This is a genomic window from Gaetbulibacter aestuarii (assembly GCF_039537665.1).
GTDB classification, from domain to species: domain Bacteria; phylum Bacteroidota; class Bacteroidia; order Flavobacteriales; family Flavobacteriaceae; genus Gaetbulibacter_A; species Gaetbulibacter_A aestuarii.
In genome coordinates this window covers 1-26,807 of record NZ_BAABAY010000007.1, presented here as the reverse complement: position 1 = coordinate 26,807, position 26,807 = coordinate 1, and the positions used below count along the sequence as shown (strand labels likewise).

13 protein-coding genes are annotated in these 26,807 nt (G+C 34.0%); 10 read left to right on the top strand and 3 right to left on the bottom strand.

From position 1 onward, the window contains the following. The first annotated feature begins 276 nt into the window (after positions 1-276). The 6 genes from ABD682_RS13215 to ABD682_RS13190 all read left to right on the top strand — a co-directional run bounded on the left by ABD682_RS13215 (position 277) and on the right by ABD682_RS13190 (position 11,506). The gene (locus ABD682_RS13215; protein WP_344742000.1) at positions 277-1,830 is read left to right on the top strand and encodes a trypsin-like peptidase domain-containing protein; all 1,554 of its coding nucleotides are present in this window, start codon (positions 277-279) and stop codon (positions 1,828-1,830) included. A gap of 89 nt (positions 1,831-1,919) precedes the next feature. Further along, positions 1,920-3,314 (top strand): alpha/beta hydrolase, encoded by a 1,395-nt coding sequence (locus tag ABD682_RS13210; RefSeq protein WP_344741999.1) that lies wholly within the window; start codon positions 1,920-1,922, stop codon positions 3,312-3,314. 36 nt (positions 3,315-3,350) lie between these two features. Next, positions 3,351-4,760: a coiled-coil domain-containing protein gene (locus ABD682_RS13205; RefSeq protein WP_344741998.1), complete on the top strand. Its 1,410-nt coding sequence runs from the start codon at positions 3,351-3,353 to the stop codon at positions 4,758-4,760. 27 nt (positions 4,761-4,787) lie between these two features. Beyond that, positions 4,788-6,764, top strand: coding sequence for a caspase family protein (locus ABD682_RS13200; RefSeq protein ID WP_344741997.1), 1,977 nt, complete (start codon positions 4,788-4,790; stop codon positions 6,762-6,764). 39 nt (positions 6,765-6,803) lie between these two features. After that, the gene (locus ABD682_RS13195; protein ID WP_344741996.1) at positions 6,804-9,833 is read left to right on the top strand and encodes a tetratricopeptide repeat protein; all 3,030 of its coding nucleotides are present in this window, start codon (positions 6,804-6,806) and stop codon (positions 9,831-9,833) included. Continuing rightward, entirely contained in the window at positions 9,830-11,506 is a 1,677-nt protein-coding gene (locus tag ABD682_RS13190; RefSeq protein WP_344741995.1) for a DUF6531 domain-containing protein, read from the top strand. Before ABD682_RS13195 ends, ABD682_RS13190 begins: the two co-directional genes overlap by 4 nt. Positions 11,507-11,549: 43 nt before the next feature. Here the strand turns inward: ABD682_RS13190 and ABD682_RS13185 are convergent, their stop codons facing one another. Continuing rightward, complete coding sequence (locus tag ABD682_RS13185) at positions 11,550-15,701, bottom strand: caspase family protein (RefSeq protein ID WP_344741994.1); 4,152 nt, start codon at positions 15,699-15,701, stop codon at positions 11,550-11,552. A gap of 627 nt (positions 15,702-16,328) precedes the next feature. Here ABD682_RS13185 and ABD682_RS13180 point away from each other — a divergent pair. From ABD682_RS13180 to ABD682_RS13165, 4 genes are all read left to right on the top strand, one after another. Further along, positions 16,329-19,523 carry a CHAT domain-containing protein gene (locus ABD682_RS13180; protein ID WP_344741993.1) on the top strand — a complete coding sequence of 1,065 codons (3,195 nt, stop codon included), beginning with the start codon at positions 16,329-16,331 and terminating at the stop codon, positions 19,521-19,523. Between the two features lie 211 nt (positions 19,524-19,734). Continuing rightward, positions 19,735-22,917 carry a hypothetical protein gene (locus tag ABD682_RS13175; RefSeq protein ID WP_344741992.1) on the top strand — a complete coding sequence of 1,061 codons (3,183 nt, stop codon included), beginning with the start codon at positions 19,735-19,737 and terminating at the stop codon, positions 22,915-22,917. A 27-nt stretch (positions 22,918-22,944) separates the two neighbouring features. Next, on the top strand, positions 22,945-23,826 hold the full coding sequence (locus ABD682_RS13170) for a T9SS type A sorting domain-containing protein (RefSeq protein WP_344741991.1): 882 nt from the start codon (positions 22,945-22,947) through the stop codon (positions 23,824-23,826). 116 nt (positions 23,827-23,942) lie between these two features. Then, entirely contained in the window at positions 23,943-24,830 is an 888-nt protein-coding gene (locus tag ABD682_RS13165) for a hypothetical protein (protein WP_344741990.1), read from the top strand. Between the two features lie 193 nt (positions 24,831-25,023). Here ABD682_RS13165 and ABD682_RS13160 read toward each other — a convergent pair whose 3' ends face one another. Both ABD682_RS13160 and ABD682_RS13155 read right to left on the bottom strand, forming a co-directional pair. Next, complete coding sequence (locus ABD682_RS13160) at positions 25,024-26,523, bottom strand: recombinase family protein (RefSeq protein ID WP_344741989.1); 1,500 nt, start codon at positions 26,521-26,523, stop codon at positions 25,024-25,026. Between the two features lie 7 nt (positions 26,524-26,530). Next, on the bottom strand, positions 26,531-26,749 hold the full coding sequence (locus tag ABD682_RS13155) for a hypothetical protein (protein WP_344741988.1): 219 nt from the start codon (positions 26,747-26,749) through the stop codon (positions 26,531-26,533). Positions 26,750-26,807: the final 58 nt, after the last annotated feature.

Sequence of the window (26,807 nt, the reverse complement as noted above, 5' to 3'; positions counted from 1 at the left end):
AAAATAAGATTTGTTTATGTTTTAATTCTCTTATAATGAATTTTAGGTAAACATTAACGATTGTAAATTTTCCATTATTATTTGTACAAAAGTAAAAAGATGATGTATTAACCCTGGTAAAGACTACTGATTTTTTTAGGTTATCCTTTTTAATTTTTTGGATGAAATCCGCGAAAAAACAGTTGAACGGGCCATAAACATTCTTTATTACTAGTGTTTTCAAAAAATTATTATATTTAAAAGCTATTAACTACTAATTTACTTTCAATCAGACTTATGGTGAAACAATCTTTTTTAGTAACCGTTGCCCTTTTATTATTTTATTTAACCTATTCACAAGATAAAAAAGACCAACCTAAACTTCAATATCCGTTTGCGGAATTAGGCACTGAAAGCCCTCGAGGCGTTTTTGGAACAGATGATCGAAAAGAAGTTAAAGATGCCTATGGTTTTAAAGATTTTGTTCGTGCAACGGCCGTGATGATTCCAAAAAATTTAATTACAGACAACCGAATATATGGTTATACGCTACGGGAAAGTCTATCCCGTATGTTCGGAACTTCAAAGTTCGATAAAAATGTCCGATTTTTAGATCAGCCTACAAGTGCTCAATGTACTGGGTTTTTAATCGCTCCGGATATTCTCGTCACTGCTGGCCATTGTGTGAAGCAAATGCAGGATGCTAATAAATATGTTTGGGTTTTTGATTATACTAACGATTTGAAATACAACCAAACTTATAAATATGTACAGGTAGATCCAAATGATATTTATGAGGTGGCCGAGGTTTTGACAGCAGATCTCAACGATAAAACAGATGATGATTATTCTTTTTTAAGACTAAACAGACAGTCAACCAGAGCTCCCTATCGCTTTAGAACAAGTGGTAAAGTAGCATTAAATACTAAGGTAAACACCATTGGAAGCCCCACAGGTCTTCCCTTAAAATTTGCCGATAATGCTATTGTTGTAGAGAACTCCAAGCCTAATTGGTTTAAAAATAGTATTGATACATTTCCAGGGAATTCAGGAGGACCCGTTTTTGATCCAAACGGTTTTATTGAGGGTATTATGGTCCGGGTTGCGACGGTACAATCGCAGAATGGAACATATACAGGAGATTACATGTACGACTATATATGTAACTGTATTAAAACTGTACAATCGACTAGTGCGTACTGGAATGCCGGTGCCCAGGCACATAGGATAAACAAGGTCCCATATCATGTTTTATACAGAGCACTTTACGAAAATATAGCATATGCTATTAGAAATAATCTTTCGGATAGATTGAATACCTGGTTGACTTACTCCTGGATGATCAACCACGAATATACCAACGAACATGAGCGATTTGAATATATTGCTGCGAGCTACAATAATTTGTCAGCATTACAAAAGATATTTGAAAAATCTGAAGCTCAGGATTTGGATGCTATTGGTTCCAGACTTCTTTATACGGGTATCCGAAATAATAATGAAGCTCTCGTAAATTACGTTTTAGATCACGTTTCCTTTGTGGAAATTTTAGATGATCCAAATAAACCATTAATTACGGCTTATAAAAACGGAAGATCAAAAATACTCCTCGAGCTAATAGATAGAGGTTTTAATCCTAATGTCCGTGATCATGACGGTAATAATCTACTTCATCTCGTTGCAAGTTCAGGTAACACCTCGATACTTCAAAGCTTGGCCTCCAGAGGCGTAAGTGCGATGCAAACCAATACAAAAGGAGAACTGCCTGAGGATATCGCGAAAAAATTTGGTAACAAATCAGCTAAAAAATATTTGAAAAAACTACGAAAAAAGCAAAAACGTTCACGTTGAAAGTAGTTAAATATTTCATGTAATATTATAATTTTAAAATGATGCAATGTTTTAAATTAAGCTTTAAGAAGCATAAGTTTATATTATCTATGATTATTATTTTGTTCACTCAATTTAGTATGCTTGGGCAAAATAATAGTATTTATTGGACTGATGAAGGTCTTTTTTCATCCGGGGAGTGTTTAAGTAATACAAGTGATTTTAGACAATTGAAGCTGCTAGTTAAACCAGATACTGAAGTTGATAATGTTAAGATTTTTATTGAAGTTAATTTTAAAAGTGAAATTTTTGAAAGTGTTCAGGCTTTTAATGATTTTGATTTAGAGTTTTGGTTACTCGAAAATGAGGCTTTTAAATCTGAAACTCCTTTAAAAATCACCATTCAATATAAGAGTCAGGAGCAACCGAATACCATTGAATTATTCTATAAGGTTTGTCTCAAATATGTTGTGGCAGCTTCCCGAGGAGAAGGAAAAGCTATGGCGGAGGCACCTTCTAAATTCATTAAACTTCCTGTATATTTCGCAACCGACAGGAACTATGTAAAAACCGAAAACCTCAATGATGTTTTTGGTACGGAGCGCTCAAAACTTAAATATGGTATTTGTCAGGTTAGTATTCCGAACAGTCATGATGTTGGACAAGTTGAAAGTCCGTCCATATGGCGTTTTGAATTCAGTGAAGATCCTTCTAAACATGTGATGATCCAGAATATCAATGTTTTGGATAAAGAAAAATTCTTTAAATCACTTTCAAAGTCCATTAAAAAATCTCCGAGAAAAAGTTCATTCCTTTTCGTTCATGGTTATAATACGTCCTTTAGTGAAGCGGCGAAACGCACCGCACAGATATCCTACGATTTGAAATTTGATGGCAGAGCTGTGTTTTACAGCTGGCCGTCTCAAGCTTCTATGTTTAAATACTCGAAAGATGAAGCGAATATTGAGTGGTCCAAATACAACATAAAACGTTTTTTGGAGGATTACATAACAAGATCCGGAGCAGAAGATATTTATTTGGTGGCACACAGTATGGGAAACCGAGGGTTAACAAAGGCCTTAGTTGAGTTATTCAACGAAAAACCCGAACTCAATAAAAATATTAAAGAGGTTATTTTGGCTGCACCAGATATTGATGCTGATGTATTCAAAAATGATATTGCTCCACAGATGGTCTCGGATATCAACAAACCAATTACCTTATATGTGTCAGCTGATGACTTAGCGCTTAGGGCTTCAAAACTCCTTCATGGAAATCCTAGAGCGGGTGATTCTGAGGATGGTGTTGTTTTGTTGAATGGTGTAGAAACTATTGATGCTACGGGAATTGATACTAGTTTTTTATGTCATTCGTATTTTGCCGATACGAATTCCATTATCTCCGATATTTTTGACCTCATAAATACAGGTAAACGGGCCATGCAAAGAACGCAACTTACCCCGGTTAAAGTAACGAATCTTCCATATTGGAAGGTAAAACAATAATAAAATTTTTATCATCAGACCAATAAAAACAATGCCATGAAAAAAATATTAGTTTCACTTCTTTTCATTGTAATGTCAACCTACATTTTCGGCCAAGAAAAGTATAAAGTTGTATATGATTACAATTCAGAAAATATAACCTATTATAAGCTAGATAAAAACTACAAGGTCATAGACACTTTGAACAAGCCTAAAATAAGAAGAAACAGCCTGGTTGAACTTGAATTGAAAAATGTGAATCCCTTCGCGGTTGATGTGGAAACGGATGTGAAAGAGGAAGAGGTGCAGCAATCAGGACAGGGATTTAACTTTAGTTCATTATTAGGGGGTATAAATACGTTTAGCAGTGGAAATTTAGATTTGAATGTAGGTAATTTACCTACGGGAGGATTATTGGAACAAGCGAGTTCCAGAGGTGATAAAATTACGAGCGGATTTTCAGATTTAAACGAGAAAATTGCTAATGTTTCTACCTTAAAAACTACACTTATGTCGAAGTTACTCAATCCAAATCTGAGTAAAGACGAGATATTGAATAGTGTTGTTGCCACAGCCCGAATGCAGCAAGATGCCCGATTACCCGATCCTAAAGAGAACTTTTATGCTTTTCTCACGGAATTAGAAAAAATAGTTCAGGAAGATAAAGTTGATTTAAGCTCTGAAATTAATAGTGCATCTAAGGAAGTTGATAAGAAAACAGATAACGATAAGGTATTGTCTAGAGGTGAGTTAATTGAGCGGAATTATTTTATCAGTGATTTACAGGATTTATTAAAAACCTTGAATTCTTCAACGACCCAAACGGTAGAGAATCTGGACAAAATCAAGTCGTTGTACACCATGCTTGAAAGTTCTGATTTTAGTAGAACCTATGATTACGAATTAAATGCCGATAAGGTAAATATTGAATTAAAATTTGTGCAAAGTAATTTTGCTAAAAGTGCAGACGTCAAGAATAATGGGAATACGATCAAAACCAGAAACATAAAATTATTTGCTAAAGGCGGTTTCAAAATAAATACTGGGATCGCACTCACACTAAGTAATTTTGGTTCCAAATCTAAAGACTTTTACATCAGCGAGGGTGGTACTATTGGTGCGGATGAAAACAATTATTTTACACCAAACCTGAGTACCATGATAAATTTTTATCCTTACACCGGAGGAAATTTTAATATTGGTGGCTCTTTTGGTTTGGCCATACCTATTTCCGGTGATAGCAATGTTAAAGGTCTCAGTTTTTTATTGGGCCCTTCCATACATTTTGGATCTAAAAATACGGTTTCCTTATCGGGAGGATTAGCCTACGGACCGGTTAAAAAATTAACTAACGGTTACCAGGTTGGCGATGTTGTAAATTTTAGTTCCATAGATAACTTTACTAAAGAAGTTTATGACTTTGGATACTTTTTCGGAATATCTTTTAGCTTATTCGATATCAACTAAAATTTAAGTTTAACCATCATTTTAAATATGAAAAAAATTGTAATTGCGCTATTACTTTGCTTTTGTTTTCAGTTTATTCATGCTGAAAAATATGCATTAATTATAGCCATTGGGGATTATCCTAAAAAAACAGGTTGGAGCACGATTAGTTCTGCTAATGATGTTCCACTCATTCAACAAACCTTACTAAATCAGGATTTCAAAGCTGAGAACATCCAAATTCTTTTAAACGCAGATGCTACCTATGCGGGTATTGAAAATGCATTAAATGCTCTGCTAAAAAAAATTCAACCGGATGATATCGTTGTGATTCATTATTCTGGTCACGGGCAGCAAATTTTTGATGACGATGAAAACGAAGAGATCGATGATAAGGATGAAGCATTGGTACCCTATGATGCCTGGGCCAAGTATACTTATAATTATAAAGGAGAGCATCATTTTCGCGATGATGAACTGGGGAATTACATTACGAAATTTAGAAATGCACTAAAGAGTAAAGGACAACTTTTACTTTTGTTAGATAGTTGCCATTCTGGATCTTCAACACGCGGCGGTATTGCCAGAGGAAGTCGTTCGGTTTTCGCACCCGATGGCTGGAAACCAGACAAAGAAGGATCCTCTAAAGGTAGTGATATGACGGAGCAATCTACGGAAAAGTTAGCTTCTAACGCAGCTCCTTTTGTTTTGATATCAGGTGCTTCGGCTGATGAGCTCAATTACGAATATAAAGGAACTGGTTCCCTAAGTTATGCCTTTTCTAAAGCTATGAGTAAACTGGGAAGTGATTATTCTTATAATCAGTTGTTCGCGAACATTCAAACAGTGATGAGCGTGATCTCTCCGCAACAAAATCCAACCATCGAAGGAGATGTTAACGTGGCGCTATTCAACAACGCTTACATAAAACAACAGCCATTTTTTAAAGTAACTGCCATTCCTAGAGGTGATGTTTTAAAGATTCAGGCAGGCAAACTTCAGGGAATCTTTAAAAATACTACAATTAATATTTTGCCTTCCGGTTCAGCCAGAGTAGAGGAAGGAAATATAATTACCAAAGGTTTAGTGGTTAATGCAAAATTCAATGAGGCTATTATTAAATTAGATAAACCTCTGGAGGATACTAATATTAGTAAATATTGGGTGTTTATTGATAAACCAGCCTATGGTGATATAGCTGTTGATGTATATTTCGATGGAACACTTACCAATAAATCTATAAGAAGTGGTATTGAAGCGTTTTTGGAAGAAAATCATTTAGGAAAGGTTGTAAAAGACACTCTCGAATCTGATGTCATATTGGCTCAGGAAGGTGAAGAGATAACTATTTACGCCCCAAACGGAAGGGTTCCTATTTCTAATGATGAAGACTCCCGTGGAGGTGCAACCTTAGATGATATTAAGAACAAACTTTTCAGTTTTGCTCAGGGTCAGTACTTGAAGAATCTGGATATGAAGAATAGCGATTATGAATTTGAGTTTAAATTGATTCCGGTTTCATATGATGTATTACTTGATGAAATTGGAGAAAAACTAGATCCAAAGGATTTTGAAAATGACAACGGAACCTTCCAGGTTCATGAAGAAACCGATCATGTAGTACTTCAGGTTACCAATAAAAGTAAAACGCCTTTGTACTTCAGTATTATAGAGATCAATTCAAAAGGAGAAATAAATCCTTTTATGCCAAATGGAGATTGTTCTTTAAATGACAACGAACGTAAATTATTGCCGGGAAAAACCATGACCTTTGATGATTGTGTATTTTCCTTTTATCCACCTTATGAAAAATTGGTTTTAAAGGGATTTGCAACGCCATATCCTATAAATTTTCAATCAACTGTAGAGACCAGAGGAGATTCTTCCCGAAGTGCATCTAATCCTTTGGAGAGCTTTCTGGGAGATACCTATTCTCAGTCAAGAGGTTCTGATGGTAATAAAAGTTCAGCAAATATAGACGGTTACAGCACTGAGTTCGTTTACGAGATCGTAAAAAAGGAATAAGATATTTGATGTTAGGTTTTTTAGGCTCAATGCAATTACATGAATAGAATCCTGATCTTTTTGGTTTTATTTACGCTTTCCTTTTCTGGTTTTGCTCAAGATGGAGAGAGGGGATCCGGTGCGGTAAATCTTAAAAAGAAGCGAGGAGTTAAAAGGGCTCTGGTTGTAGGCATTGCCGATTATAATGCCGAATCATTAAAATTGAATTATTCCGATGATGATGCAAAGATTTTCAAAGAGTATCTGGAAGAGGTGGAGCAGATCCCAAAGGAGCGATTAGTAGCTCTAATTGCTGATGATTCTATTTCCGGAACTCCCGAAACTCAGCCTACCTCAAATAATATTTTACACGAGTTAAAGGAGATAGAAGACAATACCAGAGAAGGGGACACCATCTTTTTTTATTTCGCTGGCCACGGTGATGTTGTTGTGAATCCTGAAAACAAGGAAGAAGGTTTTTTACTAGCTAAAGATGCCAATGACAACCGAGAGTATTTTGGAACACCAGGTGTGGTTTCCTTAAAACATCTAAATCGAGTGATAACAAGTATCACAGATAAGGGCGCGAAGTTTGTATTGGTTCTAGATGCTTGTAGATCCGGGTTTTTATATAAGGAAGGTACCCAAAAAAACCTTGAAACTTTTAATAATAACTTTCAAAACTCTACTAAATTTTTTAGTTGTAAACCAGAGCAACTATCTCTGGAAAGTAAAGACATAGGCCATGGTTATTTTACGTACTATCTTGTTCTTGGTTTACTTGGAGCTGCGGATAATTTAATGCCGGACAATAACCTTCAGTATTTCGAATTAAGCACATTTTTAGCCAATAATGTTTCAAAAGAAACTAATACAAGACAATCACCTATCGTTTGGACGCAGTATTTCAACGAAATCTTTGTTCCGGTAAATATTTCTTATAAAGAAAAAGCATTTGAAGCTCTAAAGAATAGCAGTACCATGAAGAACATTTGGAAGAGTAGAGGTATTGAAAGTACTGTAACTGAAACCTTAACCGAAATTCCTATAATTAAAGAATTTAATAGGGCTTTACAAAATGAAAATTATTTTGGTTCTGAAAACAGTGCTTTGGAATTGTATAATAAGGCAAAAGATCAGGTTTTAGTTGAACCTGAAATTTTAGGACGTATGCAGTACAGTCTCGTAAATACCTTGTCCACTGATGCTCAAATTCTAATAAACAGTTATATCGGTAATGCTGAATTCTTGCCGGGGAGTAAAACTTTTAAGACCAAAGCAAAATATCTGACTATTTGTTTGGACTTGTTAAGAAAAGATGATTTTAATTATGAACGCTTGCTTATGAGTAAGCTCTTTTTGGAGTCCTATGCCATTATCAGGGCGCAGCAGTTCTCTAAATATCCTGAGGCAAAAGCAAAATTGCGACAAGCCCTAAAAATTGAAAATAGGGCAGCTTATCTTCATAATGCCCTCGGTATTGTTCTAAATCATGAAAATAATTTTAAGGAGGCTGAATACCATTACAGACGAGCTATGGAATTAATTCCTACCTGGTCTTATCCTTTTCTCAATTTAGGGGTGAATTTTTATGAACAATATCAATACAAAAATGCTAAATTTTACTATGAGGAAGCGCTGGACAGGGATCAAAATTCTTATGGAAGTATTCTAAACAATCTTGGAGCAATCAGTGAAAGACAAGGTAAATACAATGAAGCGGAAGCCTTTTATCACAAGGTTAAAGAAACAGATGGCGCTTATTCAGTAACAACCCTTCGCAATCTGGGGAAATTATATAATAATCGAGGAAATATAAAGAAGGCGATAGAGTATTATCAAATGGCTTATGACAAAGATCCGGATAATGTTTACACTTTATATGATTACAGTGACATTATAAATGACTATAATCTGGATGCGAGAAAGCCAAAACAAATGCTTGAAAAGGCTATAGAAATAGAACCTTTTTTTTCACAAGGCTATGCTAAATATGGGGACTATTTAAGACGCTATAATTCTGGTGATGAAGATTTAAAACTGGCAGATAGCTTATACAACTTTGCTATTAAAAATGATCCTTTTTATACTTGGGCCTATGCGGGTCGAGGTTGGTTATATGAAAAGCAAGGTAATCAGGAAAAAGCGCTGCAGTCCTTCAATGAAGGTATAGAAAAGAATAGTCAAAAGCCACGACCGTACTATTATCTAGCCGGTTATTATAAAAGCGCTTTGGGAGATAGTGGTCTTTCTGAAGAAAACTATTTGCGAGCTGTGGAAAAAGATTCCTTCTACATACCCGCTTATGAAGGTTTGGTTGATTTGTATAACGATAATGATCGCCAGGAGGAATCTATAGATTTAGTGAATAAACTACTCTCATGGAATGGAGAATCTCCGGTTTTGTATACGCTATTGGGCAATACTTATTTCGATCTGAAGGATTTTGAAAAAGCATCTGAAGCTTATCAAAAATCTATTGATCTCGATGCTACCTATGCCAAAGGCTATACTAACTTGGCCTTTTGTTTATTGAAGAATGAAAATTATGACGAAGCTGTAAAAAACTTTAAAATGGCTTTTGAAAATAATCCGTACAAAAACAGTTTAGACCTTTTTTCTAAACTATTAAGTAGTGAGGCCAGAAAGCAGGGAAGAAAAGGAGATCTGAAAGTTACGGAACACTTATTAGTACTAGCAAAAGACCTCATTGAAAATAATGAAACAGTCTTTAAATTAGGTGAATTTTACTATTTACAAGATCAACCCGAAAAGGCAGAAACTGTAGTTTCAGAATATATTGAAAAGCAATCTACAAGATCCTGGAAGTTAAAGTATTATGAATTGGCCACTAAGATTGCTATTGATCTCGGTCAAAAACAAGAATCCCAGAAATTTACCGCTTCTTTAAATAAAATTAATCCTCGGCCTGATGTCATTTTAAATGCTTTGGTACTTAAACTTAATGGCCAAAATTCAAAAGCACGTCAGGAAATCAATAAACTGAATAAAATCATGCTGAATGAAACCTTCCTAAAAAAGAAATATAGCAAGAATACTATTAACCTTTTAAAGCAACTAACAAAATGAAATTAAAACAGTTCTCAACCCTAGTTTTTACGTTTCTCGCACTGCATCTCACGGCTTTCGCAGGCGTAAATCTAAAAAACGGTAATTTCTATATTTCATATACCGATTTATCACAAATATCACCATACACGGCATTCAAGGATATTACAAGAACCTATAATTCGAAGGCTACGAGAATTGGTTTATTCGGTTATGGCTGGGGTGTTGAATTTCAGACGCACTTGTATGCCTATCCTGATGGAACTGTTGTAATTCAAGAACACGGTTCCGGAGGACGAACCATGTATACGTCTCAGTTTGCTACAGATGATATGCTAGAAGACATGATTGATCAAATTATTGATGCGGAGATTGAAGATGGCGCTCTTGATTATAATCCTGATGCTATTTTAGAACGACGTAAAAAGCTTACCGAAAATGCGGCTTTAAGATCTGTATATTGGGATAAATATGTTAAAAAAGGATTACTGGAACCCTTTTACGGAATGCCTGAGGGTATGCAGTGGGATTCCTTTCAAAGAGGAAATCAAAGATTAGAAAAAACCGGCTTTGGTTTTGAACGTGTGAGCGGAAGAGAAATTGAACAGTTTGACAATGATGGCAATTTGATATTGAAGGACAATGGAAATGGTGTTTTCACGAAACTGGAGTATATTGAAAATCGTATTACTAAAATGATTAATGCTGATGGATCTGAGGTTTACTTTAAAACTAATGCTGATGGTTTTATTATTGAATTAAGCTCAAGCGTGAATGATAATGTTTCTGTATTTAAATATGACGGTCAAGATTTGGTTTATTCGAAGGATGTAGAAGGAAACATTTACGGCTTTGAGTATGATAATCATCATAACCTCATCAAGATAATTTATAACCTTGATAGACAGGAAGGTGTAAAAGAGGATGCTATGATTATGGAGTATTCTCCAAAAACCTATTATATTTCAAAAATAATCGATCGAAATGGTGATATAACAGAATACAACTATTTGGTTTTTTATAAAGAAGATGGTTCTGTGGATGACGACCATTATGGCACGGAAGTTACAAAGAGAGGTTTCAACGGTCAGCCTCTTAAGAACAGTTATGAATATTTTATTGGGGTGAAAAGAGATGGAAATCGCTTCACTCAAAAGATAAAAACCACCATAAACGGAATAACTACAGAAACGACCTATGATGACCTATGTAACGTGCCTACCTTGATCATTCGAGGAAACAGATCAACAGCATTTAAATACAATAATCGTTGCTTGCTAACGTATAAGGCTACCAATTATGACACGATTACCATGCGTTATCATCCTAAACTTGAAAAAATAGTTTACGTTAAAAATAATAACGGTGAAACGGAATTTGAATATTCTGACGATGGTGATTTAACCTATGCCAAAAAAGGAGATAATTGGGTGCGATTAATTTATAATGAAAATGGAAAGATATCTAAAATGGAACAAGAAAAAAATTCATTAATCTTTACTTATAACGACATAGGAAAACCAATAAAAATTGAAATGGAAGAGGTTGGTGCTATTAAAGTAGAGTACGATAAATACGGCGAAATAACCAGGGTTTCCAGTGATGAGGGAAGTAATATTTCTCTTAAAGTAACGCAGGCATTTCAAAACTTGTTAGCTTTGGTAAAACCTGCAGGTGTCAACCTCAATATGTAGATAAGGATATTTCAGATAGTCCTTGGGCTTAGATGTATTTTAATTACCACATTTTTAAATGTGAACTTTTATTGAGCTCTCTAAGATCCGGCACTTGTTTACCATTAGTAATAATCATAACATCTTTCATGAGCGCTTCGATAACTTCGTTGTTGAGATCGATACTTTGCTTTAAATTAGACTCATCAATAATATAACCGTTGCCCATGAGTTCTTTTTTTAGTAATTTGATGTAAGCAGAAGTAAAGGCGCCGTTTCCTATGGCTTTGTTCTCGTAAGCTACATCCTCACCAGAAGAAGCGGAAACAATTGTGATTCCGCTGGTTGAAAGGAAATCTTCAAAAAGCGTTGAGATCACATCCGAAACTTTAAAATCTGAATTTTTGGATGTAGACTTAGCCTTAGATCCTCTTTGGTTTAGGTTGCTGTTCGTATTAACGATAACCGTCCCTGAATTATCCATATCCAACGTATTTCCTGAATGACAGGAATCCATAAGCAATAGTTTGTTTTTTGAAGGTATCACTTTTAAACTTTCTACAATAGTATTTAAAGAAACCCCATACTTGGTGACCGCATTAAAATCCATATCATAAGGCGCAAAATAATAATTCAAATCCTTATCCAGAACACCATGACCGGCTAAAAATACGAGAACCTGGTCGTTAGGCTTGGCCTGATTGAAAAAATTTTTAAGAGTTGTTTTTATGTTTGTTGAGGAAGCGTCTGCGTTAGTTAAATGCTTAACAAAGGTTTTTTTAAAGGAGAAAGGTTGATTCTCAGCTAGTAAATTATTGCTGTCTAGAAACTCTTCTTCAACTAAAGCAGCGCTTGCTTTTATCCAACGAGGATCATTATTGAAACAGGCAATGGCCTTTAAATTGAGTTCATCATCATCATTTAGGGTTATGGTTTTTAAAAACCCGCCTTTGGTATAGTATTGCCGGATTTCAAACTTCGAATCACCAGAAGATTCAGAGACCACTGAAAACTGACTTCCATCTTCTGAAAGATAAATATCACCATATTTATCAAAATCATTATTTGTTCTGGTTTTATACGGAATTATCTTTTGTTCATTTAAATTGAGGTAATACACATTATCATTTAAGCTGGAATAAATAATATGTTTACCATTAGAAGAGGTAGCTTTAAAGGAATAGCCATAATCTTGATTTTCAGATTTTAATGTGGGTTGATTGTTTGTAGTTTCTTCATAGTATTCATCCAAATTTACAGTGATCTTTTGGTCTATTTCAGAAGCGTTATTTTTTGCGATTAGTATCTCCGCTTGATTTGTAAGTCCGTCACTTTTCACTTCAAAATGTAACCACCTATCATTCGTAAGAGGAACTGTATTATCATATTGAAAATCATTAAATGGTAACGATATGGTTTGAAATGTTTTGTTAACGAAGTTGTAGAAATATATCGAATCCTTCGATTTTATATAAAACCCGGTGTTATCCGGATGAATAAAAATAGTTTTTATCGCTGAAGTGTAGGTATCTTCTTCGAAGCCTTGAGGCATATTGAATGGTATTGTGGTTTTATCTTTAAAAATCCATAGAGAATACGTTCTAAAATCATTTTCTAGCCAATAATTGGCATCAGTGCTTAAACATCTTAAATCACCTATACTTTTAAATTGTTCACTGTACTTTTTTAAACTGGCCTGAACGTTATAATTGCTATCGGTTAAATTATACTGCTTGCCAAAAAACTTGGTTTTATAGTTTTTGATAGTTTCGTCGTCTAATGCACCATAAATTTTAGCCATGTCTAAGGCGTCCTTATCAGCGTAAGTCAGATTGAAATTGGATTGTTTATAGTCAGAAACACCAATGGACAATACATAAAGATCACCCGGTCCAGACTCAAATGTCTCCTTTTTAGTATCAGTTATTAAATCTTCCTTAGGGCTGCTGTTGTAATAATTATCAGTCTTTAACTGCATGGCTTTTTTAAGGACAGCCACATAGTCTTTATTTGGTTCGCCAAAAACCCCCAGTACTTTTTCAGGTTTAAAATAATCCTTTTCAACCTCCTGTAGAGGTACCGATTGCCCTCCTGATGTAGCAATGAGATAATCTTCAGGGTTTGTATTGCTGAAATAATAACCTTCAGAACTTAAAAACACATGACTAACCAGGTCCGGTTGTATGGTTGTTCCCAATGGTTCAAAAGTCTCGCTATCGTACACTACAATTTTCCCGTTATTAAAACTCAGCATAACTTTGGTGCCGTTAGTATTTAAGGAAACATTTTCCGGAAATTCAGAAGTCTCAAACCGGAAGGTTTTGTTGTTTAAAATAAGACCAAAGTTTTCCAAAATAATAGCTGTTTTATCATTGCTGTAACTTAGATCTTTAATATTTGTGCAATCCATTTTTTGCGATTTATACTTGCCCGTTATGGAATCTTGTGCAATAATAATTGATGCTTCGTTACAGCTATTTAAGCTTATGGTTTGATACTTATTACTAACCGCGAAATTTGTGGCATCCATATTAAACAAACTGTAAGTACCTTCAGTAAGTTGTTCCTCAAAAACTTGTTTTAAATCCTTGGTTTGGTAAACCTTTATTTTATTGTCTTTGTTTACGGTTAAAAGGTAATTGCCGTCTACAGAGAACTTTCCAAACTTATAAAGCCCATTTAATTTTGTGGGTTTCTCATTTTTTAGAATCACAAATTCCTGCGGCTCTACATACCCTGAATTATTATAGCGCTGCATACTTAGCAATAACATATTTTGAGGGTTATTATAATCAACAAGGGTGCGTTCATTGGTAATCTCATCCGCTATTTTAGTAATCTTGTCATGGATAAGATCATATTTATAAAAGGCATAAACATTTTCTGTTCCCTCTTTTTTATAACCATAGAAAGGATGAATGCCAGTGTGCTTATCAAACATAAAATTTTGAGAAGGTAATTCTATCATGTCATGTTTCGCTTCTAAATAATTTTGATAACTCAGTTTTCCGAAGCGGTTATTAAAAGTTCCTGCTTCATACAATTTAATTTGCGGTTCAAAATGTGTTACTATCCCTGATGTATTCAAGGCTCTCCCCAATATCATCCAATAGTTTTGGGGTAAAAATGTACCGGAATAAAACTTTCTGTTTCCCTTTGGAAAACTATCAATAACCCTTTTTGCATTCGTATTGTATACATTGAAACCAACAGTACTGTTGTAAACTGACATGAACGTTGGGAAAAATAGAATGTCATTTTTTTTCGGGTGCTCTAAGCTCAAATGTGAACCGTTTCTGAGCTTTAGTACTTCTTCAGAGAACGTGTTATTCTTAAAATTTACTACAAGCGGATTGACAGGCATATTAAGATCCGATGAAATAATCATTCTATATTGGTTACCTGAATAGTGAGCTTCGATATTTGGTTGTCTGCCATAGGGCCAGGACGTTTCCCAAACTGGATTTACAAATTGTTTTTGTTTTGACAGATTGAATATGGAAAGTATATTTTTTTCGGAATCTACAGTTAATGCGAAAAGTTGGTTATCTAGTTTGTTAAAAAATAAATGCAGCACATTAAGATTTTCCGGGATCTTTGTTTCAATAATTTCTTTTCCTACCGCGGTGTCCACGAGTACCAAATCTTCTTGTGTTCCAAACGTATCGGTAACGAAACCTACAAGCGTTTTAGAGTAAGAAAGGGATGCTATACTAACATGTTTACTAGAGAACGCTTTGGTAATCGGTTGAAACCTGGTATTAAAGGCTTCCAGAACATAAATACCACTATTATTTTTTGAAGCACCAATGATGAACTCATCCTGATTACCTACAAAATCACCGGTTAATTTTCTGCTTAATACGGTTTTGTTGTCATAAAGTCGAACACCGAACAAGGAGTCTGTCTTACCATCGGCAAAAGAATATTTTTGTTGAAAAAGTAGGATGGAATCATTTACAATTAATCTTAAACTTTTAACAGGAATCCCGTGTCCTTCTCGTATGGTTTTATAGTAACTATAGTCTTTAGTTTTAAACATCAAAACCTTACCAGATTCATCGCTAGAAATAAAATAAGATTCATCCTTACTTAAAACGGCATCTGTGATTTTTGCAGAATGATAATCTTTGAGATTCACCTTTACCGTATTGGACTCTTGTGCTTTAACAAACAAAAAAAACAGGAAAAGGGCCAAAGTCAGCTTTATTTTCATCCTTTATGATCTTTTTAAAATTGTTTTAAAAGAATTTGTAAAATACTAATTATTTTTTCGATTTCTATAATGTTAAGCTATCGGAATTATTTATTAAAAAACGTATGTTATCGAAGAGTTGAATTAATAACAAAGAGGTATAGCCCTACAAAAAAAACCGGATAAAATAAATATAAACGGTTTTCTGTTTTCAGACCTTGAGTTTGATTGAGGAAGAAGAGGGATTATAAGTCTTGATTCACAAAAAAGAATCCAATTTAAAAATGGAACCCACATTCCGCTCCACGATCTGAATTTTTTATTTCAATTAAATTTAGAAACTACTAAAAAAAACTAATTCAATAAAATGTGAGTTACACTTTGCGGAAGAGTATACAACTCTATTTTTTTTCTGAGAATTACCGCTAATTGAAATCATCGGGAATAATAAAATGCAAAATATTTTCATGCGATAAAGATTAAATGCATGTAGGAATTTTAAATATAATAAAAATATCATAAATTACTCTTTTTTAGATAGATAGGTTAATATGTGGATTCTGAGTTTTTCCATTATCTTAGAAAACACTACTTTAATCTTAGTTTTAGAAAAGACCTGAACCGTTTTTTCGCATAAGTTATTTTAAGATGAAATACACACTTTTTATTAGGCTCGTTATACTTTTATTTTTTTTAAAGTCTTTTGGCCAATCCAATAGCGATTATACAAATTGGGAAAATACATTTGATCAAGGATTCGAGTTTTTTGAAGCTAAAAATTTTAATGACGCACTGCCTATTTTTAAAAAGGCCTACGATCTTGGAAAAATTATTTTTGTTAATAATGAGGAAGAATTTGCTGAAACGGCTTATCAATTAGCGTACACCTATGATATTTTAAGAGATTACAAAAAATCTTTACCACTTTATTTGGAAGCTTTGAATAATTTAAGATTGAATAACAAAGAAAAGGAGCCTTATTTTGCTAAAATGCTTCTTAGAGTGGGAACCATTTATGGATTTATTGGTGATTTTGATAATTCTATAAAACTCTTGGAAGAGGGCCTGAAATTAATAGAGATGGTCCAAGGCAAAGAAAATTTATATTACAGCCAAACCTTAAATAAAATCTCCATTGCTTATAAAAAGATTGGGGATTACGATAAAGCCATTAAATATAATAAATCATCAAACGAGATCATTGAGAATTTGTTGGGGAATCAAAATTCCAGTTACGCCAAAAATCTGACTAGTTTAAGTCAAATATATATTGAAATGGGGCTTTACGATGAGGCATTAACAAACTTAAATAAAGCCCTATCTATTTTAAAAGATCAGGATCGAAAAGATATAGCTTACATCCAAGCTGTATTTACAAAGGCGGTATTAAGCCATAATCAATATGATTTTAAACAAGAAATTAAATTATTAGAAGAGGTAAAGTCCTTAACTGAGCAAGATAAAACCATTTATATTTCGGCCAATAATAATTTAGCCGTAGCCTATGAAGAAATGGGTGATTATGAAAAAGCACTCTCAATAGCGTTGGAGGTCGCAAACAGCACTGCCGAAAATGATCCAAACTATCCCGTAAGGCTACAAAATGTGGCATATAGCTATTCGGAATTAGGAGAGTTTAGTAAAGCTCTTAAAACCTATGACCTGGCATTAAAATCATCTGAAAAGATTTTTGGTCTCAACCATCCTAAAAATGCTGATATTCTGGACTGTATGGGTCAACTCTACTTAAAGAAAGGAGATTTGGTTCCAGCAAAAGAATTGTTTGAAGAGGCTCTGGAAATTTTTCTGAAAAATTTTGATACCAACCATAGTGAATACGGTTTTTATTTAAATCATTATACGAATGCATTACTTGAGCTAAATCAATATGACGAGGCCATTGATCTAATGCACAAAAATTTAAAAATTTCTGAGGCCAATTCCAGTACTGAGAACATTGTTTATTATCAAAAACAACATGCTTTGGCTAAGGCTTATTATCAAATTGGTAACTATAATGAAGCCTTAAAAATTTTAAGTACTTATTTAGAAAAATTAAAAGAAAAATTAGGTAATGATCATGCTGATTATGGCGCTATCTTGAAAACGCTTTGGAAAACCTACGTGGGATTAGATGAAATTAATAAAGCAATCCCGATAATAGACTCCTCAAATGCTGTTCATTTTAATCAAATTGATAAGGTCTTTAAATTCAGAAGTGAAAAAGAAAAAAAGGCATTTTTAAAAATAACAAATCAAAACTTCGATGAAATTCAGTCTGTAGCCTTTAGGTCTGGAAAGCAGATTTATAAATTAAATGAAATAAATTTGAACAATCAGATAATTTTGAAGGGGTTGTTACTTAATAATTCAAAAAATCTTATGGATCAATTAACTGGTCTAAATAATCCTGATATCAACAATAAACTCCAAAGTTATCGATCTTCAAAAATTAAGCTAACAAAAGTACTTTCACTTCCACCTGAGGATCAGGTTCTCAATATTGATAGTCTGAAATCTCAAGTGAATACCAAAGAATCTGAATTAGTAAGAATTTATAGTAGCAATTTTCACGATAATTTGAGTCTAAATCAAAATTGGAAGAAATCAAAAGCTAATTTAATGCATAAGGATATAGCTATTGAGTTTTCTCATTTTCGGTATTCTGATAATAACGAATTGACCGATAGCATTCAGTATGTTGCTTATGTTTTTAAAAAAACCTGGGAATTTCCCGTAATGGTACCTTTATTTGAAGAACGACAATTGAAATCCGTTTTATCAAAAAATGGCCCCAATCAGTTGTATGCTAGCAGAGGGTCCAAGGGAAGTAGTTTGAAGAACTTTGAATCACTTTATAATTTGATTTGGAGTCCATTAGAAAAATATGTTAAGGGGAGTAATAAGATCTTTTTTTCTCCCAGTGGGTTATTAAATCAAATATCATTTGCTGCTCTTAAAAGCGAAAAGGAGGGAACTTTAAGCGAAAAATATGACTTATATCAAATTAGTAACACGGGTGTTATAGGCAAGGAATTAGCTAATCCAGAATTCAATAACGCCTTGCTCATTGGTGGTATTAATTATGATTCTAAAATTTCATCGGTTAAAAAACCGGCTGTAGATTTAAAATCAAACCGCAATAAACCCAATAAAACGAGGTCTAATAACCAAGGTGATAATTGGTCTTATCTGGAGGGAACTTTGCAAGAAGTTAAATCTTTAGAATCCATTTTGATAGATAAAAAAAGTGCGGTAAATAGGTGGAGTGGAGACGAAGCAACAGAAACAAGGTTTAAGGGTTTAAGTGGTCATAGCCCAAACATTATTCATATTGCGACGCATGGATTCTTTTTTGATAATAATAAAAATACTGATAAAGAAAGTCAATTATATGGTTTAGAAAATCCTTATCATTTGTCAGATGATCCTTTGCTGCGTTCCGGACTTATTTTTGCCGGCGCAAATTATTATTGGAATAACACGCATAATTCAATAAATGACGACAATGGTATTTTAACCGCCATGGAAATTGCAAATTTAGATTTGTCAAATACAGATTTGGTAGTGCTTAGTGCGTGTGATACCGGCCTTGGCGACATAGATGGGAATGAAGGAGTCTATGGTTTGCAGCGAGCCTTTAAGATGGCTGGAGTTGATATTATTATTATGAGTCTATGGCAAGTTCCTGATAAGGAGACGGTAGAATTTATGAATATTTTTTACAAGGACTGGATTCAAAGCGGCAACGTAAAAAAGGCGTTTATTGAAACGCAGCGCATCATGCAAGCTAAATATAAGAATCAACCATTTAAATGGGCCGCGTTTGTTTTATTTGAATAGAAACCTTTTACAAAAATCCTATACACACTTTACAAAATCAAGAGAGCCAGTATTTTATGGGGTTTTTTTTGTGTTTTATCGAAATTTACTCAAATAAATTCCAATCTTTTTTTTTGAAGGAAAAATAGTTTTATTTTCCAAATCCCTAAGAATTCATTGCTAGCAATTGTAATAAGTCTCAACTTATTTTTGTTTATTTAAAACAACCAAAATGTTTTGCAATGCTATTTCTTCGGTAAAATTAATTTTTGCTTCCTTTCTTATTATTTTAGGCTTTTGTTCAAGCTTAAATGCTCAAACAACTTTAATTCCAGACAGCCAATTTGAACAATATTTAGTTGATGAAGGTTTTGATTCTGACTTAACAATTAATGGTCAGGTGTTAACTTCTGATATTAGCGCTCTAAACGAATTAAATATTATTGGCTATGATATAAGTGATTTTACAGGCTTACAAGATTTTCTGGCATTAACCCTATTTACCTTAATTAATGATCAGAGTAGTAGTAGTTTTTCAATAGGTTTCGGAAGTAATATTAATTTACAGGAAATCACCATAATAAATACGCCTTATCTTAATCATTTGTCTTACCTGTATTCACTCCCAAATTTAACAAGCTTAACCGTCGTAACCAGAGGTGATTTATTCAACAATATAAACTTATATAATAATTCCAATCTGGTCAATTTATCGCTTGCTGATAATCAACTCACTAGTCTTGACCTATCCAATAATACCAAATTAAAAACACTAAGTGTGGCTATAAACCCATTAAATTCGGTAGATACCAGTCTTCTTCCAGATTTGGAAACTCTCGACACCTATGAGTCCCAAATTTCTTACTTAGATCTTTCGCAGAATACAAAATTGACGAGATTAAACGGGCATACGGGGGTACTCACCGAAGTGAATTTAAAAAACGGAAACAATAATGTATTAACGTCGATTCAACTTGAAAATAATCCTTATCTAAGCTGTATTCAAGTAGATGACCCAATAAGCGCTGCTGCAAATTCCGGTTGGATCAAGGATATAGGTGCCTCTTATTCCGATTATTGTGGATATAAAATTAGAACGTTTCCTTATGTTGAAGATTTTGAAAGTGGCGATGGCGGTTGGAACGTTGTAAATGTTTCCAATTCAAGCTGGGAATTAGGAACACCATCTTCTACAAATTTAAATACGGCAGCTTCAGGAAATAACGCCTGGGTTACAAATCTTTCTGGAAATTATAACTCAAACGAAAGTGGTTGGATCATTAGTCCGGAATTTGATTTTGGAGCATATGATCCAATATATGGTGGTTTACAAATACAATTTGATATTTGGTATAATTGTGAAAATAATGTAGATGGTGCTGTTTTTCAATCCTCCATAGATGGTGGTTCTACCTGGCAGAACGTTGGCGGTGGAAATTTTAATTCTGTAAATATAAACCCTTATAATTCTAATATTCTTGTTGGTGCGCCTGGTGGCCAAAATATTGGTTGGTCTGGAGTTAGTGAAAATATATTTTCTGGTGGATGGAAAACAGTGGTATTCCGTATTTACCCTTACAATACAGATTTATTAGGAGAACAAAGTGTATTTTTTCGAATTGCTTTTGGTTCGAATGGGTCAATTGAAAACGATGGTTTTGCTTTTGATAAGTTTCGTATTTCTGAAGATACTGCTTATGCTGGTGAGGATGCTTCATATAACATTTGTATTATCCCTGAAGATATAAATAAACCTAATGGGGATTTAAGTAGTTATTTAGTGGGCGTAAGTAATAGTTGTGCGGGTGATTGGACAAGTTTAGATGGTTTGCCTTTTGCTGATACTAATGAAAATTCAATTAATTTTGATGATATAACAGAGAACGGAGCTTATAAGTTTAAATACACAACATGTTTTGATGAAGCCATCATAGAATTTCAAATTCAAAAAAAATTAGCTGTTGGTGCAAATTCTGAATTTTTTGATAATAATTTAACTGCAAATTGTAGTGAGTTAACCTTTGAAAATGACGCGGCATTTCAACAGTGGGCTTTCGAAAAGCATTCAAACAATAATACCCAAACGGTTGATCCGGGTGGCACATGGACACCAAGTACATTTCAAGGCTATGGCACCTATGTTTATACCCAGCCGGCAACAAGCTCATGTTCGGAAACGAGTAGTAAATTTTTATATAATAGGAAGGCTCCTATCGTAAGCCATGACACTATACAAGCCGATCCTGGTGATACAAATTTGTATGTTTTAATTGATGATCATGAGTCCAGTAAAACAGCAAAACTAGCTCTTGTCAAAAGGAAACGGGGCACATTTACTACTACCAATAATGATCTAATTGATCGTGGAGAAGTAGATTTCCCTAATACAGGCACTGGAGCATATTATGATGGTTTTGAATATATATACACTGTCAAAGACGATTGTGGTAGCATAGAAAGTATAACAATTTATACTTTTTTTATTACAGGTAACTCTTCTGGGGGTGAAAACGGGTACTTAAGTATTTGCGAAGGAGACATGTTTGATCAGTATGATTTATTTAAAGCCTTAGGAGGTAATCCAACAAGTAAAGATTTTTCTGGTTGTTATTTCACCCCAGAAATAAATGGTTTAGGCGATTACACATATTATTCCCCAGATTCCCAGACATCCGGTATATATGAGCCTGGTGGAATTGTTACTGTACTCCAAACTCCGCTACTTAAACTTTCTCTTTTCTTACAAGGGCCGTATAATTATTTCACAGGATGGATGAATAATAATTTATACAAAGCCGGGGCTTTAGAGCGGATAAGTCCTTATAGTGATGGTCTTGCTTTACCAAACAATTATTCTTCTTTTTCAAAAGAAATTGTAGATTGGGTATGGATAGAATTAAGAGATTCCACAAATCAGGATAATATACCTTTTAAAAGTTCTGCATTGCTAAAAAGAAATGGCGATGTGGTGATCGTGGATGCTGCCGATGGTGTTGAAAAACCAATTTTATTAGATAATGTTCCGGAGGGAGATTATTATGTCGTGGTAAGTCATCGCAATCATTTAGGGGTTATAACAGCGAATCCTATTCATGTAAGTTGCGGTACTATTAATGTCGACTTAAGATTTGACAGCTCATTGGTTCAAGGCGGGAATAATGCCATGATGGATTTAGGGGATGGTGCTTTTGCCTTATACGCGGGTGACTACAATGGCGATGGTCAGGTACAGAACACCGATAAAAGTGCCGTTGAGCAATTACGGGGTATCAGTGGCTATAATAATGCTGACATTGATATGAATGGAGAAGTTCAAAATACAGATATCAACACCTTATTGAATCCTAATTTAGGTAAAGGGGTTCAATATTTAGCCAAAAAGCTGAATGCCAAACGAAAAATAATTCAACAGTAAAATTCCAATTTCCAAAAACATTTAATTATGAAAAAAAACTACAAAAAACTAATCTTAACAGTGTTAATGGCTGTTTGTGGCTTGCTAAACTATGGGCAGGATATTCACTTTACTTTTGCGAATGCTCAAATAACCAATGATGGAACTAACGATCATTATGAAGTGGATGTTATGATCCAAACAATTAACACTACAGGAAGCTTTAAGCTGGGATCAGGACAATTATATTTCAACTATAACACGGCAGCATTTGGTCAAAATGTTCAGGCGAATGCGCGATTCGTTGTTACGCAACCAAATGCTGATGGCTATATTTGCGGGCAATACATAGATTTCGGTTCACCCTTTTTTATGTATGGTCCTTTCACTGTAAATGATAATTCTACCTCTCGGGTTTCCTGGGCTTTTAGTCAGGCTTACAGTTCATCGACAATTGCAAATGATAATGTAAATAGTACCCCACAAAAGTTATGTCATTTGGATTTTACGTTTGTGGATTCCAATGCAGACCCTATGTTACAATTTGAAGATGGAAGCACCTATGATGATCAGTTTTTCACAGCCTGTGGTTCTGCCGGAGGAGGCATTGTTGATACAGCAGATTGTGGTGGTTATCCAGGTACAAATCTAACCAATGATACCTTTGATAGCGGCGGAGCGACACTTTCAGTAGAAACCAAAGATTTATCTAATGAATTAGCGGTTTACCCAAATCCTGCTAGAGATATTATTTACCTAAGATCAGGAGTTACTATAAAAAAGGTGGAGATGTTTGATATGCTTGGTAAGCTAGTTTTAGAAACCGATATGAATTCAGAAATAAAAGTGAATCATTTGGAACAAGGCATATATCTGCTTAAAGCATATTCTGAAATTGGCAGTAGTGTTAAAAAAGTAGTTATAGATTAAATTATTCTACCAATTTTTTGTGAACAATTAAAACAACAAAAATGTATCTGTTGTTTTGTAAAAAGAAAAAGTAATTAAGCAATGAGTTAAATAAACGGGTAATATTCAAAAATAGAATGAAGAAATTATTTGTAATATTTATTGTTTTTACAAGTTGTGCAGTAAATCAAAAGTCTAATATAAAAGCATCCGAAGAATTTATTGTTGAACTCAAAAGGCCTGCGTCGAGAGGAGGGTTATTAGAATCTACACTACAAGTGCTTTTCTCGGGGGCAAATTATTTAGCGAAAAAATCCTCAAAGACCCTAACCAGTTCCTATTCGCAGTCTATTTCTATTAATGATTATTATACATCTTACCTGGGAGAAACTAGTAAAACTTACAATATAATTGTCATAAAAAAATTTTCAAAACCAGTTATTCCTGATGAGGAATTAAGAATAAAAAGTTCCTTAGAGCATGACCTTTCCAATGTGCCAAAGACAAGAGGGCAGGAGTCCAATTTTTCTATGGATGATATCATAAGAATGCCGGAGGACGATTTACTGAATTTCCAGGCAGTAATTGAACTAATAAGTGATAAGAATAATCCGGGGGTAACCAGATTGAGTTTTAATGAACTCAGAGTACTCTTTTCTAAAACAAAGGTTTTTGCTGATGAAGATCTAAATGCCAGGGTTTCAGTCTCTATAGAGGGACAATGGCGAAATGCTGACGGATCGCCTAAAAAGGCAATTTTAATAGAGCAAGAATATGATTTTAAAAATTTAAAGTATGGTTTTGAAAATCAGATTTCTGAGCCAATATTATCACCTTGGTATTATGATATACCTATTGTTTCTCAATCCGACGATGTTTATAGCTACGGAGTTGTACAAGTAAACATACGATTAGAAGAATACGAAGGAAGTAAAAGTAAATTCATCAATAAATTACCGAGTATTCTGAGTGAAAACAAAAATGCCATTATTAAAAATGGTGCTTCTACAATCAGAAAATTATAAGATCAGAATTATTCTTTTTTTAAATTATTAGGACGCTACCTGAATAAGTATTTTATATTTCAACTTTCTTTTGAGGCTCCGCTTTCCAAGAAGTTATATTAAGTATGGCAAGAGATTCCATGTTTTACCAATCATAGGGTAACTGATTTGGGTAACCGATTTTTTCAATTGATAAAAATTTCTCTCTATAATTTTAAATTACTTTATTAAATCCATATAAAAGTTTGAATCCTATCTGGTTCACTCGAGCGGAGAATTTGTCAAAATTGATAGGTTCTCCGTTTTTTATTTCTTTCAAATCCTTTGATATACTTGGTATAAGAGAAAATAAAGAATTTACTCTTGGGGTTTGAACTTTATTGTTTTGCTTGTCGTAACCCAAACCGGATGGAAAGACTAATCTTTGAATTTTCTTTTTTTGTATCAAATCTCCAGAAGTCCATATTTCATTGAGGTTTGAAGACATTTCTAATGCTTTTTCAATCGCAATTTTAAGGTTTGAACTCGAAATCGAGGAATCAACTAAATTGGACTCTAAAGCCATTAATTCTTTATCGTATTTAGGTTTGAATTTTTGATAAATATCCTGTGTAATTTCTCCTGTAGCAAATCGCTCTTCTATGGCGTCAAGTTTTGATTTGGTCTCAGTAATTTGTTTTTTGACATTTTTTTCGTTCTCTCGTAATTCTTTGGTAATGTCATAATAAACATAAATCATGACATCTTTAATGATATCTTTATATTTTGAATCGATCTGGTAGCAATCAAGTGTATTTCTAAATGCTTTGTGTAATTGCTTTGCAGACTTGGTGCAAGAACACCCTTTATTACGGCATTTGTAATAATACAGGCCTTTTCGTTTGACTAAAAACCCAGTGAGAGGTGTATTGCAACTATTACAATACATAAGGCGTTTTAAAGGCAAATTAACATCATCTGATTTGTGAGTTTTAGGATGAGGAGAATCGCTAGAATTAATCTTTAAGAAATTTTCTTTTGATACCAGAGGTTCATGCTTTCCTAAGTTAATTTCTCCCGGAAGCATGTTGCTTATTAATATGCCACAATAAAAAGGATTTTTGAATATTTCATGAAGACGTTTTTCATTAATTTTCATTCCAGCTAAATTTAGCTTTCTGACAATTTCCACATTTGAATAAGTTCCTTGAACCTTCCATTTAAAAGCTTTTTTAAGGAGTTTTCCTTTGTTATCAATAACGATCTCCCAATCTACAGCTTTGTGATATTTCTTTTTGTTTATATACCCTAGAGGAGGCGTCCATAACCAATAGCCTTTTCTGATAAGGTCACTCATAGCTGTAATAGTCTTATCTTTTCGAAGTTCATTATCAAACTGACTGAACATGAAAAATAGGTTTTGTTGAAACTTTCCGGAAGGAGAGGTTGAATCAACATCTTGAGTCACCGCTTTTACCTGAACCCCTTGAAGAAGTAATTCATGACTAATCTGTGCTGCACTAGAACCTGTTCTTGAAAATCGATCAAAAGAATAGACAATGATATATCCTNTTGACTTAGCGTAGTTCTCGCAGTATTTCTTTTGAGTTTCCAGACTAGTGTTAGTATCAGCCTGTTCTTTAGTTGAAACACGCGTATATATGATCGCATTTTTATTACTCCCGAAAGTCTTTTTCTCCGGGCTAAAACGTTTAAATTTTTCAAGATTATCCATAGCGGATTTATTTTAATGAATGTAGGATGATCAAACAGTAATTTTCAATGGAACTAATGAGTTCATCGATATCCTGGTTTGGTTCGCATATAGTTTTTAATTTATTCTTTACCTCTTCTCGTTTTTCAAGGGTTTTAAGGTCATTGGTGTTTAAATTATTAAATTCACCATGGGTATCATTAACTCGACTTTTTGGTTCTGAATTCTGATTTTTTGTTTGGCCCATTCCTTGTCAGGATTAAAACGGGCTGCTTTTCCAGGAACCATTTGTGTTCTACATGTAT

Coding starts and splice junctions, on each gene's coding strand:
- ABD682_RS13215 (WP_344742000.1), top strand. CDS start 277: ATGGTGAAACAATCTTTTTTAGTAACCGTTGCCCTTTTATTATTTTAT.
- ABD682_RS13210 (WP_344741999.1), top strand. CDS start 1,920: ATGATTATTATTTTGTTCACTCAATTTAGTATGCTTGGGCAAAATAAT.
- ABD682_RS13205 (WP_344741998.1), top strand. CDS start 3,351: ATGAAAAAAATATTAGTTTCACTTCTTTTCATTGTAATGTCAACCTAC.
- ABD682_RS13200 (WP_344741997.1), top strand. CDS start 4,788: ATGAAAAAAATTGTAATTGCGCTATTACTTTGCTTTTGTTTTCAGTTT.
- ABD682_RS13195 (WP_344741996.1), top strand. CDS start 6,804: ATGAATAGAATCCTGATCTTTTTGGTTTTATTTACGCTTTCCTTTTCT.
- ABD682_RS13190 (WP_344741995.1), top strand. CDS start 9,830: ATGAAATTAAAACAGTTCTCAACCCTAGTTTTTACGTTTCTCGCACTG.
- ABD682_RS13185 (WP_344741994.1), bottom strand. CDS start 15,701: ATGAAAATAAAGCTGACTTTGGCCCTTTTCCTGTTTTTTTTGTTTGTT.
- ABD682_RS13180 (WP_344741993.1), top strand. CDS start 16,329: ATGAAATACACACTTTTTATTAGGCTCGTTATACTTTTATTTTTTTTA.
- ABD682_RS13175 (WP_344741992.1), top strand. CDS start 19,735: ATGTTTTGCAATGCTATTTCTTCGGTAAAATTAATTTTTGCTTCCTTT.
- ABD682_RS13170 (WP_344741991.1), top strand. CDS start 22,945: ATGAAAAAAAACTACAAAAAACTAATCTTAACAGTGTTAATGGCTGTT.
- ABD682_RS13165 (WP_344741990.1), top strand. CDS start 23,943: ATGAAGAAATTATTTGTAATATTTATTGTTTTTACAAGTTGTGCAGTA.
- ABD682_RS13155 (WP_344741988.1), bottom strand. CDS start 26,749: ATGGGCCAAACAAAAAATCAGAATTCAGAACCAAAAAGTCGAGTTAAT.